A 15,125-nucleotide genomic window follows, 5' to 3' on the forward strand; every position below is an offset into this window, starting at 1 on the left:
GTGGAATTATGTAAACACTTGTTATTGGTGCTTTATAACATAAGGCAGTAATATTTCCCGGATACTTTTTTCAAAGGCATAAGCCCTGGGGATATCCGTTTCCCTGTATCCTACATTCTCCATTACTACAAGACTGGTACGGGTAGCCGGGTAATAAAAGTTGATCAGCGTAAATCCTGGGTTCGCCATGTACCCTGTGTGTCCCATCTCCTGCTTATCATCGCTCAGCACAATCCCATAGCCGGTTCCCATGGTACCATATACTGTGTGCTGCCGGTGCTGCCAGGCATGTGTCATCAGTTGGTAGCTGCTGTCGTTCAGCAATTTCCCGCCATACAGCAGTTCATTCCACCGTACCAGGTCATGCGCTGTAGATACCACTCCTGCTCCGGCATAGTGCCAGTCGGGGATGGTATCAGTACACGCTTCCAGGCTTCCCGACGGAGTTTCACGGTAGCCTTGCACGGCATGCATATGGCTCGTGATACCGGAATGCTTCATGCCATACTTTCTGAAGAGGGCCTCCGCCAGTTCCGTATAGGCTTTACCGGTACTGTGTTCCAATACGGATTTCAGCAGGGAGTAGCCAAAATTGGAGTAGGCGTATTGTGTTCCCGGGGGAAAAGCCAGTGGTTCATCAAACCACCGGACACCGGAAGTATGATTCAGGAGCTGGTGGATGGTAATGCTGTCGGCCCAGCTGTCTTTAATGTCAGGAAGACAGGCATGCAGTGTTTGCTGTAGTTGCAGGTGTCCTTTCTCCACTTCCTGTAATACCAGTACGGCAGTGATCTGCTTGGTAACAGACATAATGATGAACGGATCATTGATATTCAGCGTCTGTTTGGTTTCGCGGTTGGCATAGCCATGGCTTTTTGCATACAGTGTTTTACCACGCTGCATAATCAGCACCACGCCATTGAACTCACGGGGACTTTTGGTGGCCAGCAGGGAATCCAGCCTGGCGGAAAGAGGCTGTTGTGCAGCCACCATACTGGTTACCAGCGCCAGGATCCCTGCAAAAATGAATGAAAGTGTTTTCAATTTATTTCTTTTTTAACGCGGTGGTTATTGCTTTTTCCGCCAATGGTCCCATTACCAGGTAGCCGGCTTTATTGGGATGAACACCATCAGATGTCAGTTCGGCTTTCAGCCCTTTCCTTTCATCGGCCATAGGCGTGTAATAATCCAGGTACACACAATTATTTTTAACGGCATAGTTTTTAATACGTTCATTCAGGTCGGCGATCTTCTCTACCGGCCCCAGTCCTTTACGCCATGGATAATCGAATGCAGGTAATACAGATGATAACACCACTTTAATGCCGTTGGCCTTAGCCAGTTCCGTCATAGATACTATGTTGCCGAAGATTGTTTCCACGGGGGTATAGCCGGTATTTCCCGCAATATCGTTGGTGCCTGCCAGGATCACCACCACTTTGGGTTTCAGGTCAATAACATCCGGCCGGAAGCGGATCAGCATCTGCGGAGTTGTTTGTCCGCTGATACCACGATTGATATATGGTTTGCCTTCAAAAAATTCCGGGTTCAGGTTACTCCACCCGATGGTAATGGAATTTCCCATGAAAACCACGCGTTGTTCCCCGGGTTTCGGAGCGGCCACCCGGGTGTTCGCTTCCTGGAAACATTTTAAACAGGCCCAATCCTGTTTCATCAGCTCCTCGCGTTGCTTCTTTTCTTTTGCAGCAGCATCAGCATCAGTGGTGTTCTGTGCGAAAGCCGCAGTGCCTAACATGGCAAACAACGCTACCAGTTTCAGGCTTTTTCTGTTCATGATCATACATCAGATTTTTTTACGGTCTGCATTCTAATAAAATGCAACGGAAAGTAACAATATTTTCCGGCTTTTACAAACGCCTCTTTGCGGGCAGTTAGCGTGCCTGATACAGGACAGTACAGGACAGTACAGGACGCAACAGGACAGGAATGTATTATTCTTCCGCTAAATTTATTTCCGTAATGTAATGCCGTTTCATCAAACCAAATTCCACTCGTTATGATCAGAACTTCCATCCTTTATCAAAAAGGATCTTCCTGCCTGATACGTTTTGGCTTCACTTGTTCTGCCTTGTTATTCATCAGCACTTTCACCTATGCACAAAAGAATAACATCAGCGGACAGGTAACCGATGCCGGAACCGGTTCACCGCTTCCCAGTGTAACCGTTGGCGTTAAAGGTACCAGCCAGGGTGCATTCAGCGACGCTAATGGCAGATACACCATTTCCGCCGGCACGTCAGACTCGCTTGTTTTCAGTATTATTGGCTATGGCAGCAAAACCTACTATGTAGGCACGCGCACCCGCATCAGCGTACAGCTGGAACCCAGCAACAAAGTGCTTAACCAGGTAGTGGTAGTAGGCTATGGTACGCAACAGAAAAAAGATGTAACAGGATCTGTGGGAATTGTTTCCATGAAGAATGTTAAAGACATGCCCATTGCGGGCCCCGACCAGGCATTGGCCGGCCAGATAGCCGGTATCCAGGTAAGTACTTCCAATGGTATTCCCGGTGGTGGCCCGCAGGTACAGGTACGTGGTATCGGCGCCGTGGGCGCCGGCAGCCAGCCGCTGTATGTAGTGGATGGCTACCCGTTGTCCACTTCTTCCGACCAGGTATCTGATCCGATGAATGCGATCAACCCGCAGGACATTGAATCCATGGCCGTATTGAAAGATGCTTCGGCCACTGCTATCTATGGTTCCAGGGGCGCCAACGGTGTGGTATTGATCACTACCAAACGGGGCAGCTCCGGCATCCCTACCGTGCAGCTCACCGCCAATTACGGTATACAGGCCATTCCACAAAAAGGACGGCCTAACCTGATGAACGGCCAGGAATTTGCACAGTTCAGGAAAGAAGCTATAGAAGATAATATCCGCTTCACTGAACACCGTGAACCAACCGATGCAGATATCCCGGAAGTTTACCGGCACCCGGAACTGATCGGCGAAGGCACCAACTGGTTTGAGGCCATCACCCGTAACGCCCCCATGCAGGAAATAAACCTGAGCGTAAGCGGCGGTACCGATAAGATCAGGACTTATATTTCCGCCGGCTACTTCAACCAGGACGGGGTGATCATCAATACCGGCTACCAGCGCTTCAGCGTGCGTGCCAATGTAGACGCCAACCTCACCGACCGGTTAAAAGTCGGCTTTAACATTGCCCCTTCTTATACCACCCGTAAAAGCGGCGCTGTAGGAGAAGGAAGAGCCGAAACATGGGGAACCGCCAGCCCTATTGAGCCTATCTACAATCCTGACGGATCGTATAACGCCTACATACAGAGCCCCGGTACTTTTGGCCTTGCCAACCCGGTAATGGTACTGAATGAAAGCACCAACAAATCCAAAAGCAGCCGTATCTTATTTAATACTTACGGTGAATACGAAATTATCAAAGGGCTGAAATTCAAATCTACTTTTAACGTCGATTATCAACAGGGCAGCAATGAATATTTCCGGCCCTCTACCCTTGCCAACGAAAATGCGGCGCCGCCCAGCATTCCTTCCGGCAACTTCGCAACCGGGGAATACCTGAACTGGCTGAATGAAAATACACTTACTTACCAGCACACTACAGATAATGGCCATTCCTTCACCGGCTTGCTCGGTTATTCTGTACAGTCGCAGAAAGAGCAGTACAGCGGCTTTAACGGCGCCAACTACCCGGACGACGATATAAAAACACTGAATGCAGCAGCCACCATCACCGGTGGTACCGATAAAACGGAATGGGCACTGCTCTCTTACCTGGCCAGGATAAATTACGCATATAAAGATAAATACCTGGTAACTGCTACCGTGAGAAGCGATGGTTCTTCCAGGTTCGGACCCGATAACCGCTGGGGTACCTTCCCTTCTGTAGCCCTCGGCTGGCGTATTTCACAGGAAGATTTCATGAAAAGCTCCAGGCTTTTCAGCGACCTGAAATTAAGAGCCTCCTACGGTTTCACAGGTAACTTCAACATCGGTAACTACTCCTACATGAGTAACATCGGTACGGCCGATTATGTACTTGGTGGCTCACTCACCGGCGGCCGTGTAATGAACACCCTCGGCAACCCGATACTGGGCTGGGAAAAAATGCGTGAATTGAATATAGGCGTTGACGTTGGATTGCTGAAAGACCGCATCTACCTCACTATTGACGCTTATAAAAGAAATACACAGGATCTCCTGTTAAACGTGGAAATACCACAGTCCAGCGGGTTCGGTAATGTGACCGAGAACAAAGGCGACATGGAAAACAAAGGACTGGAAATTGGTATCTCCACCCGGAACATAGAAACCAAATCATTTACCTGGGCCACCAACTTTAACATCTCCTTCAACCGGAACAAAGTGTTGAAACTGGGTACCGATAATGCGCCTATCTATTCCGGTAACAGCAGTGAAGGTAACCCTACCAACGTTACCATGGTGGGTAAACCGCTGGCCATGTTATACGGATACGTATTTGACGGCATTTACCAGAACCAGTCGGAAGTAGACAAAGGCCCTGCATTTCCCGGCGCTATTCCCGGTAACATCCGCTACAAGGATATCAGCGGTAACGGTGTGATCAACCCCCGGGAAGATTTTGCCATCATCGGTAATCCCTATCCCAAATTCACCTGGGGTATGACGAATACACTCAACTACAAAAAATTTGACCTGCGCATACTGATCGTTGGTTCCAACGGAGCCGACAGGCTTCATGCCACCAACGACTACAACGGCAACATCGATGGCGTATTCAACGTAAGAAAAGATGTAGCCAACAGGTGGAGATCAGAAGAAAATCCAGGCAACGGTAAAGTACCTACTACCAATGGTTCCGGCCGTGGCAGGGTAATGTACCGCGATGTTAGTTCACTCACCATTGAAAAGAATAACTATGCATGGGTGAAAAATATCGCACTGGGATACAGCTTCCCTGCAGGAAAAGGATTTTTACAAAGCGCAAGGATCTATGCCAGCGTGCAGAATGCGTTGCTCTTTACTAAATACAGCGGCAACCCTGAGGTTACCAATTACATCGGGAAAGGCGGAAGTGGCGCCCTGGTACCAGGTGTAGATTATTCCAACTACCCGGTTCCAAGAATCTTTACCCTGGGCACTAATCTCACCTTTTAATTCAGTATTAAAAAGACCAGCAACATGAAAAGAAAAATATCATATATCGCCATACTCGCCATTGCTATGAATGGCTGCACCAGCATGCTGGATGTAAAGCCGAACTCATTCTCCAGCGGATCAAATTACTACAAAACCGAAGCGCAGATACTACGTGCCGTAAACGGCTGCTATGGCACGCTGCAGGAATTATATGTAAGCGACTACTGGGCAATGTCGGAAATGAGGGCGGATAATACCAACTACCAGTACGACGAAAGTGACCGCGGGGCACAGCAACGGGAAGAAATAGATGAATTTCTCATTACGCCCACCAACAACTACGTAAATAACGTATGGACTCAACTATATAGAAACATTCAACAATCCAATGTAGTCATTACCCGTATCGACGGTGTAACGTTTTCAAATGAAACAACTAAAAAACAGTATCTCGGGGAAGCGAAGTTCCTCCGCGCGCTCTACTACTTTCACCTGGTACGCCTCTTCGGCAGTGTGCCGTTGCTGGTGAAGGAAGTAACCAGCCCGGAGGAAGCTTTAACCCCCAACAAGGCATCCGTAGAAGATATATATGCGCAGATCATTGCAGATGCTACAGAAGCTGCCGCTAACCTGCCCGCCACTTACCCCGCCGCCGAAACCGGCCGGGCTACAAAAGGCGCCGCATTAACGCTGCTGGGTGATGTGTACATGACCACAAAGGATTTTGCCAAAGCGGCAACTACCCTGAAAGAGGTTACTACATTAGGATATTCACTGGTGGATAACTATGCAGATAATTTTGATCCTGCAAAGAAAAATAATCCGGAATCCGTTTTTGCCGTACAGTATAATTCCGGCATGGAAACAGAAAGCAGCAATTATATTTTCGTCTTCGGCCCGCGCAACGGTAAAAAAGATCTTACCGGTTTTAATGGCAACCTTGGCGGCAATAACATACCTACGCCAAGTATTGTGAACGCATATGAAGCAGGCGACAAAAGAAAGGACGCTTCTATTTATATGTACGATAGTCCTACCAATGCCGCCTTTGCTGAATCGGTTGCCTTTGGCGGAAAGTTGCCGCTCATCAAAAAATTCTATCATCCGCCATATGCGCTGGATGGCCGCGCCAACGAAAACTGGCCGGTATACCGTTACTCACAGGTATTGCTGATGCTGGCAGAAGCGATCAACGAAACAGGCAACGGTGATCCGCTGCAGTATATCAATCCCGTGCGTAAACGCGCCGGTCTGAAAGAACTGCCTGCCATGAGCCAGGCAGCTTTACGCGATGCCGTATTCAATGAAGAACGCGTGGAGCTTGCTTTTGAAGACAACCGCTGGTACCAGCTGCTCCGCACCGGTAAAGCAATGTCTGTAATGACCGCGCATGGTGTTGAAGAAAAGAAAAGGTTGTCGAGGTTAAGCCCCGCTTCCTATAACATCCAGACTTACCAGTTGTTATACCCGCTTCCTGAAAGAGAAGTGAGACTGAATGGATTTGCACAAAATACCGGCTGGTAAAAAAAGTTAGAAAAACGGGAAAACGTTTACTATATTACTTCAGCTATAGTAAACGTCCATCCCGGACAACCTATCAACTCAGGAACCTATTCAAGATTATATTATGACCACGTTACGTAAAAGAGTATTTCCGCTGCTGCTGCTGGTTTCCACCGTTCTTATCACCGGTGTGGCCTGTAATAACGGGAACGACTCAACGTCAGAGAACAAGCCGACAGGAAATCCGAAGATCGACGCCTTAAAATTACCTGATAACTTTAAGGCAGAGCGACTGTACAGTCCCGGCGATAACAAGCAGGGCTCCTGGGTGTCTATGACCTTCGATACCAAAGGCCGCATGATCGTGTCCGATCAATATGGTTTTCTTTACCGGTTGCAGCTACCGGCAGTAGGGGAAGATTCCGCCAAACTGAAAATTGAACAGCTCCGCATCGGCAACGATACTTCTACGCAGAAAGTATCGATGGGCTATGCACAGGGACTGCTCTATGCATTCAACAGCCTGTATGTAATGGTGAATCACAACAGTGATGAACGTTTCGATAAAGGCAGTGGTTTGTATCGCCTGCAGGATACCAACGGCGATGACCAGTTCGACAAGATCACACTGCTGAAAGCACTGGACGGTGAAGGAGAACACGGTCCTCACAGCATCGTATTATCTCCGGATAAAAAGTCCATCTATGTGATTGCGGGTAACTTTACCAAGATTCCCGAGATGAATAATTACAAGGTACCTCCATCCTGGAACATCGATAACGTATTGCCGTTTATCAAAGACCCTAACGGTCACGACAATACGGTAAATACACATGGCGGATGGATTGCGCATATCGACTCTACCGGTTCCAGCTGGGAGCTGATCAGCTCCGGCTACCGCAATCCTTTTGATCTTACCTTTAATGATGCCGGTGATATGTTCACCTACGATTCAGATATGGAGTGGGATTTTGGTACCCCCTGGTACCGCCCTACCCGCATCTGCCAGGTAACCAGCGGCAGCGAATACGGATGGCGTCCCGGTACGGAGAAATGGTCGCCCACCTACCCGGATAACTTACCACCGCTGCTGAACATTGGCCAGGGCTCCCCTACCAACCTGATCTACGGCGGTAATGCCAGGTTCCCGGAGAAATACCGCAAGTCATTATTTGCGTTCGACTGGAGCTTTGGTATTATCTATGCCATCAGCTTACAACCTGATGGCGCTTCCTACAGGGCCGGTGCAGAAGAATTTCTGTCAGGTTCGCCATTACCATTAACCGATGGTATGATCGGCCCTGATGGCGCACTCTACTTCCTTACAGGTGGCCGCCGCCTGGAGTCTGATCTGTACCGCGTGTATTATAAAGACAATAAAGAAAGTAATGAACCACTAGCCGCTACGCCTCCTACAGAAGCCGCCAATATCCGCAAACAACTGGAAGCCTATCACGGTGGCGCCAAAGAAGGTGCTGTTGATTTTGCGTGGCCTTACCTGAAGCACAGCGACCGCTTTATCCGCTTTGCAGCAAGAATTGCGATCGAAAATCAACCGGTAAGCCAGTGGCAGAATAAAGTATTACAGGAAAAAGATCCTGAAACGCTGATCCAGGGAACCATAGCGCTGGCGCGTCAGGGCAAGGAAAATGTAGAAAAACTGCTGCTTCCGCAACTGATGACTATTAACTATGCGTCGTTGTCGCCTTCCCAGCAGATCGATCTGCTGCGCGCTTTTGAACTGGTGTTTGTACGTATGGGTAAACCTGAAGGAGCACTCTCCGCCCAGGTGGCCACTTATCTCGATCCTCAGTATCCTGCTGCTACCAATGATCTTAACAGATCGCTGAGCAAACTGCTGGTATATATCAATGCACCTAATTCAGTAGAGAAAACAATGGCGTTGCTCGCCAGCGCCAAAGACGATACTGCCGCAGCCAAAACCGCTATGAAATCGGCCGACCTGATCATGCGTAACCCGCAGTACGGACTGGACATTGCCGGTATGTTATCTAAAATGCCTCCTTTACAGCAAACATGGTATGCTACTGTATTAAGCCAGGCTAAAACCGGTTGGACGCCTGAACTGCAGGAACAATATTTCAACTGGTTCTATAACGCATTTACTTATAAAGGCGGTCATAGCTTTATTGGGTTCATCAACAACGCCCGTAAAAATGCACTGGAGAATGTGCCTAAAAAAGATTTTGCACACTTCAACCAAATTTCCGGCGATTCGTTGCTGAAAAGCGGTGGTAACATGGCAGCCGGTTTCGCGCAGCCAAAAGGACCAGGCAGAAGATGGACGCTGGAAGAAGCGCTTAAAGTAGTAGACAGCGCCACTACCGGTCGCGATTTTGAACAGGGCCGCGCTATGTTTGCTACTTCATTGTGCAGCTCCTGTCATGGTATGCGCGGCGAAGGCGGCACAGCCGGACCGGATCTAACGCAGCTGGGTACACGTTTTTCCAACAAAGACATCCTGGAAGCGATTATCGAACCAAGTAAAACCATCTCTGATCAATACGAGGCCACTGTTTTCTCTTTAAAAAATGGCAGCACTGTAGTAGGTCGCCTGGTAACACAGGATAAAGAGAAATATGTTATCTCACAAAATCCTTTTGCTACACAAGACCAGCGCGAACTGCTGAAGAAAGATGTAACAGGTACCAAAGCATCTAAAGTTTCTGTGATGCTGCCGGGGTTGATCAACCGTTTGAATGAAGATGAACTGAGAGACCTGATGGCTTACCTGAAATCCGGCGGCAACAAACAGGATTCTGTGTTCCTTGCTGCTAAACAGCTGGGTAAGAAATAATTTTTTTCCGGAAGATAAATAACGCGCGGATGGATCTGAATAATCAGTCATGGCAACATAAGCTCTCGAATCATTTTCAACTGGGAGGTATAGAAACGGCGGTACTGGACAATGGCCCCGGAAGAGGCACCCGCATCGCCTGGATCAATACCGGTACCGGGTTACGTTATAAAGTGGTCATTGACCGGGCCATGGATATTGCAGATGCATTTTATCATCAGCATAGCCTGGCCTGGTTAAGTCATGGCGGAATTACTGCACCCACCCGCGGGGCGAACAAAGGTTTGGACTGGCTCCAAACCTTTGGCGGTGGATTGATCACCACCTGCGGACTGATGCATGTAGGCGGCCCTGAAACCGATGAATATGGAGAACGTGGTTTGCATGGTCCGATCAGTAATACACCGGCAGAAATCATTTCCGTGATACAGCCCGATCCCGTGGCCGGTCAGATGGAAATGAGCATCACCGGCATCATGCAACAAACCAGTGCGCTGGGTCCTAAACTGGTGCTGAAACGCACCATTTCCGGCACATTGGGTAAACCAGAGATCCGGGTACATGATGAAGTGATCAACCGGGGAAATATCACCGCGCCTCATATGCTGCTGTACCACTTTAATTTCGGATGGCCATTGGTGGATGAAGGCGCGGATATCTGCTGGAAAGGAAGCTGGGTTTCCAGGGAAGGTAACCCCGATCACATTTTTAATGCGGATCACAATTATAAAAAATGCCTGGCGCCGCTCGACAGTCATGCCGGCGGCGGTGAAGAAGCCGCTATTATAGACCCCGTAGCAGATGCAGACGGATGGTGTACCTGCGGGGTGCACAACGCCGCGCTGCAACTGGTGTTTTCACTGCGGTTTAAAAAAGCACAGCTGCCCGTGCTCACCAACTGGCAGCACTGGGGCAAAGGCGAATATGTAATGGGACTGGAACCCGGTACGCACCCGCCCACAGGGCAGGCAAAGGCCCGGCGCGAAGGTACGCTGCTGTTCATGGAACCAGGCGAACGCCGGGAATATGAACTGCACATCGACCTGTTAGATACCAACAAAACAATCAAATCATTTCTCACTGATCTTTTATAATTATCAAAGCTCATGGAAAAAACAAGCTTAGCAGAAAAAGCACTCGAACAGGGACAAGGGATTCTCCGACTGGCACCGAACTGGGTGCCCAGATCTTTCTGTGTGCCAGGACGGCGGATCAAATTACACCCGGACGATTATTACGTACTGGGAGGCGAAAGGGGCGGTATCGATGAGCGTTGGCTATCATCCACCACCCCCGCAAAGAACGGCCCGTTAACAGGCGAACATGAAGGTTTAAGCATGGTGGTAGTCGGTGATGGCAGCGGCACACAGCAATTTTTGCTGAAAGATGCCATCAGCGAATTAAAAGATAAACTGATCGGGAAACGTTTATGGGATACTTATGGCGCCTGGCCGATGTATTCCAAGTTCTTTGATAACATGGGACCGCTCCCCCACCATATTCACCACAACGATGAAAAAGCAGCGCTGATTGGTCAGGCCGGTAAACCGGAAGCCTATTACTTTCCGCCGCAACTGAACAATCATGGCGGCGACTTCCCTTATACTTTCATGGGTATTGCCCCTGGTACTACCCGCGAACAGATAAAGGAATGCCTGATGAACTTTACCAAAGGAGATAACAAGATCACCAATTACTCGCAGGCGTACCGCCTGGAACCTGGTACCGGATGGGATGTTCCGCCGGGACTGTTACATGCGCCGGGCAGCCTGTGTACTTATGAGCCGCAGAAAGCTTCCGATGTATTCGCCATGTACCAGTCGCTCGTAAACGAAGCCATTGTTCCCGAAGTACTGCTCTGGAACGGTACGCCGAAGGAAAGCATTGGCGATTATGATGCGCTGATGGATGTGATCGACTGGGAGCTGAACGTAGACCCCAACCAGTTCCAGAACCGTTTCATGCCGCCTAAACCGGCTGCTAACGGTGAAGGTTATACGGAAAACTGGGTATGTTATAAGTCGGACGCTTTCAGCGCCAAGGAGCTGACCATTGCTCCCGGCGCCACTGTAGTGATCAAAGACAGCGCCGCTTACGGTATTATCCTCATGCAGGGCCATGGTAAAATGGGTGTGTGGGATATTGATACGCCGGCACTGATCCGTTACGGGCAGTTAACCAACGATGAGTTCTTTATCAGTGAAGCCGCGGCAACTGCCGGAGTGAAAATTGAAAATCACTCTTCCACTGATCCGATTGTAATGCTGAAACATTTTGGCCCGGGTAATCCCGACCTCGTGTTGTAATTATTAAAAGTAAAGTTATGAAAGATAATAACTATCCAAAACTGCACAACGCCACCTGGCCGGGCATCGTGGGCAAAGGTGACGGCGCTGAACCTATCATTCCTTTTGATACGCTGCTGGAAATGACTGCCAATGCAGCAGTGAACGGCGTTAAATTCGACGGTATAGACATCGGGTTATTTGACCCGCATGTGCCTGTGGACAGTTCAGACGATGACCTGAAAAAACTGGTAGAAAAAGTAGCTTCTTACAATCTTGAAATAGGTAGCCTTGTAGCGCCGATATGGCCTCCCAGTGGGGGCTCTGCCATGGGCAGCAAAGAAGACAGGGCAAAATTTGTAGAACAGGTGCGGAAAGCATGCCATGTAGGCAAACGGCTCCGCGACCTGGGAATCCGGCCTAACGGCGTAGTCCGCATCGACTCCGCCTGCAGTCCGGAAGCCTGGGCCAAAGACCCCGCCGCTAACACAAAGCTGATTGCACAAACCTTCCGTGAAGCCTGCGACGTAGCCGCCGGCTACGGAGAGAAACTGGCCGCAGAAGGAGAAATCTGCTGGGGTGGCATGCACAGCTGGAAAACCATGCTGGATACCCTGGAAGCGGTAGACCGCCCCAACATCGGGTTCCAGGCGGATATGTCGCATACCTTCCTGTACCTGCTGGGGTACAACAGCCCGGAAGACAGGATACTGCCAGCCGATTTTGAGTGGAGCGACCGTGAAACACTGAAGGCAGGCTTACGGAAACTCACGCATGCCCTCCGTCCATGGATGATCGACTTCCACGTAGCTCAGAACGACGGTACCGTACATGGCAGCGGTTCTCACGATAAAACCGGCCGCCACTGCCTAGCCACTGATCCCAACGGCAAACTCAATATTGCTGAAGATGCAGGATTCTGGCTGCGCGACGACAACGGCACGCTCACCAAAGCAGTAAAACATATTTGCTGGGATGGTTGCATGTTCCCCAATGCCGTGATGACCCAACAGAAAACCTGGAACGATATCCTTGCCGCCATGGTGGCTGTAAGGCAACAGCATGGCTGGCAGGAATAGTTGTTTAATTAATAACCAGTGAAAACTATGACAACAAAGAAAGAACTGAGGATAGGATTAATAGGATGCGGTTTTATGGGCAGAACCCATTCCAACGGCTACCTGCGGGTGAAGAACTTCTTCCCCGACCTGGCTTACCAGCCAGTGCTGAAAGCCGTATGCTCCCGTACAGAAAGTAAAGCCCGCGCATTCGCCGCGCAATGGGGATATGAATCCGTAGAAACAGACTGGAAAGCACTCATTGCACGTGATGATATTGATGCAGTAGACATCTGTACACCGAATGATATGCACGCGGAAATAGCTATCGCCGTAGCGGCAGCAGGCAAAATGATCCTCTGTGAGAAGCCGCTGGCACGTACGCTGGAAGAATCTGCAGGCATGGTATCCGCCATTGAAAAAGCAGGCGTACCCAATACCGTATGGTACAACTACCGCCGGCTGCCGGCTGTTACCCTTGCCAAAAATATCATCGACTCCGGCAAGCTGGGACGTATTTTTCATTATCGCGCCAACTTCCTGCAGGACTGGACCATTAACGCCAACCTGCCGCAGGGCGGTGAAGGACTATGGAGAATGGATGCAGATGTAGCCGGTTCCGGCGTAGTGGGCGACCTGCTCTCCCATTGCATTGATACCGCTTTGTGGCTGAACGGCAGCATTACCAATGTAACTGCCATGACCGAAACCTTTGTAAAGGAACGCATGCATCAGCTCACCGGCAAAGTGGAAAAGGTGAACATCGACGATGCCTGCTCCTTCCTGTGCCGCTTCAGCAACGGCTCTCTTGGCCTCTTCGAATCAACCCGTTATGCACGCGGACATAAAGCATTATATACATTCGAGATCAACGGTGAAAATGCCTCCATCCGCTGGGACCTGCACGATCTGAACCGGCTGGAATACTTCGATAACGCAGACGCCTCTACGGTGCGCGGATGGCGTTCTATCCACGTAACGGACGGCGACCAGCCATATATGGATAAATGGTGGGTACCGGGCCTGGGCATAGGCTACGAGCACTCTTTTGTACACCAGGCTGCCGACTTCCTGAAGAGCCTGGAAACCGGCGAACCCTGCTCTCCTACTTTTAAGGAAGCACTGGAAACCCAAAAGGTGTGTCAGGCAGTACTCGATTCAGCCGCCTCCGGTTCCTGGAAAGATACGGGCGCAGCATAACTACCGGCAACGGTTATACGTAACGCTCTTACTATCTCCCAGGGATATACGAAAAAATATTAAACACTTTAAAATATCTATTATGCTGAAAAGAACCAGTGCACTGCTTTTCCCGTTAGCCGCAGCCAGCCTGCTGTTTACCGCGGGCAGTTGCCAGACCGGCGGCAGTCATACAGGCGATAGCCAAACCGGCGACAGCACAGCTACCGATAAAGGCTTCGAACAGATCTTTGACGGTAAAACGCTGAACGGCTGGGAAGGCGATTCTGTTCACTGGCGGGCTGAAAACGGTCACATTGTTGGTGAAGTAACACCGGAAACGTTACTAAAAACCAATACCTTCCTCATCTGGCAGGGCGATCAGCCGGCGGACTTTGAACTCACCTGCCAATTTAAAATCACCAGCGGCGGCAACAGCGGTATCAACTACCGCAGCGTGATGGTGGATAACGTGCCACATGCACTGAAAGGCTACCAGGCAGATATCGACGGCGCCAACCGCTACACCGGTCAGAACTACGAAGAAAGAGGACGCACCACACTCGCCTACCGCGGGCAAATCACCACTATCCCACAGGCGACTGATTCCTTAAAAGAGGGGGTGAAAAATAATGCCTGGACACCCGCTGTGGTCACCGGTTCACTCGGTAGCTCCGATTCGCTGCAAACACTTATTAAAAGCGAAGACTGGAACGAATGCCGGCTCGTTGTAAAGGGTAACCACCTCCAGCACTATATCAATGGTGTACTGATGAGCGATGTTACTGATAACGATACGGTGAATGGAAAGTCTAAAGGCTTACTGGGCGTGCAGGTACACGTAGGCGGCCCTATGAAGGTGGAATACCGTGATGTTATGTTGAAAAGACTTTGATAATGAGCTATACAAAAAACGGCTGCAGTGAATATCGCTGCAGCCGTTTTTTTGTGGCTACAATAAGCAAATATCCCGGAGGCTCTCTGGTTTTTATTATCTTAGCTGCACAAAAAAACAGGAAACAATGCAGCTATCGCTTGCCATAGATATGGACGAAACCATTGCCGACCCGATAAAAAAAGCCAGGGCATGGTATTACAGGGATTTCGGTAAAACATTTACCACAGAAGAGCTCCACGGCAAAACATTATCAGATATCCTG

Annotated in this window: 10 protein-coding genes; 8 read left to right on the forward strand and 2 right to left on the reverse strand. The window is 49.6% G+C overall.

Annotation, left to right across the window (positions count from 1 at the left end; genetic code table 11):
• Positions 1-21 precede the first annotated feature (21 nt).
• Positions 22-1,044, reverse strand: coding sequence for a serine hydrolase domain-containing protein (locus tag VN105_RS06055; protein WP_325638927.1), 1,023 nt, complete (start codon positions 1,042-1,044; stop codon positions 22-24).
• Position 1,045: 1 nt separating this feature from the next.
• On the reverse strand, positions 1,046-1,801 hold the full coding sequence (locus VN105_RS06060; RefSeq protein ID WP_325638929.1) for an SGNH/GDSL hydrolase family protein: 756 nt from the start codon (positions 1,799-1,801) through the stop codon (positions 1,046-1,048).
• 216 nt (positions 1,802-2,017) lie between these two features.
• Here VN105_RS06060 and VN105_RS06065 point away from each other — a divergent pair, with 216 nt between their 5' ends.
• The 8 genes from VN105_RS06065 to VN105_RS06100 all read left to right on the forward strand — a co-directional run bounded on the left by VN105_RS06065 (position 2,018) and on the right by VN105_RS06100 (position 14,860).
• The gene (locus tag VN105_RS06065; protein ID WP_325638931.1) at positions 2,018-5,140 is read left to right on the forward strand and encodes a TonB-dependent receptor; all 3,123 of its coding nucleotides are present in this window, start codon (positions 2,018-2,020) and stop codon (positions 5,138-5,140) included.
• 24 nt (positions 5,141-5,164) lie between these two features.
• Positions 5,165-6,646 carry a RagB/SusD family nutrient uptake outer membrane protein gene (locus tag VN105_RS06070; protein WP_325638933.1) on the forward strand — a complete coding sequence of 494 codons (1,482 nt, stop codon included), beginning with the start codon at positions 5,165-5,167 and terminating at the stop codon, positions 6,644-6,646.
• Between the two features lie 103 nt (positions 6,647-6,749).
• On the forward strand, positions 6,750-9,443 hold the full coding sequence (locus tag VN105_RS06075) for a c-type cytochrome (RefSeq protein ID WP_325638935.1): 2,694 nt from the start codon (positions 6,750-6,752) through the stop codon (positions 9,441-9,443).
• 29 nt (positions 9,444-9,472) lie between these two features.
• Positions 9,473-10,537 (forward strand): aldose 1-epimerase family protein, encoded by a 1,065-nt coding sequence (locus VN105_RS06080; RefSeq protein WP_325638936.1) that lies wholly within the window; start codon positions 9,473-9,475, stop codon positions 10,535-10,537.
• 12 nt (positions 10,538-10,549) lie between these two features.
• Positions 10,550-11,749 carry a hypothetical protein gene (locus VN105_RS06085; RefSeq protein ID WP_325638938.1) on the forward strand — a complete coding sequence of 400 codons (1,200 nt, stop codon included), beginning with the start codon at positions 10,550-10,552 and terminating at the stop codon, positions 11,747-11,749.
• Positions 11,750-11,766: 17 nt separating this feature from the next.
• Complete coding sequence (locus VN105_RS06090; RefSeq protein WP_325638940.1) at positions 11,767-12,807, forward strand: sugar phosphate isomerase/epimerase family protein; 1,041 nt, start codon at positions 11,767-11,769, stop codon at positions 12,805-12,807.
• Positions 12,808-12,834: 27 nt separating this feature from the next.
• Positions 12,835-13,986: a Gfo/Idh/MocA family oxidoreductase gene (locus tag VN105_RS06095; RefSeq protein WP_325638942.1), complete on the forward strand. Its 1,152-nt coding sequence runs from the start codon at positions 12,835-12,837 to the stop codon at positions 13,984-13,986.
• An 82-nt stretch (positions 13,987-14,068) separates the two neighbouring features.
• Positions 14,069-14,860, forward strand: a complete 792-nt coding sequence (locus VN105_RS06100) for a DUF1080 domain-containing protein (RefSeq protein ID WP_325638944.1) — start codon at positions 14,069-14,071, stop codon at positions 14,858-14,860.
• The last annotated feature ends 265 nt before the right edge of the window (positions 14,861-15,125 follow it).

Origin of the sequence: Chitinophaga sp., assembly GCF_035564935.1 — a bacterium.
Taxonomy (GTDB): domain Bacteria; phylum Bacteroidota; class Bacteroidia; order Chitinophagales; family Chitinophagaceae; genus Chitinophaga.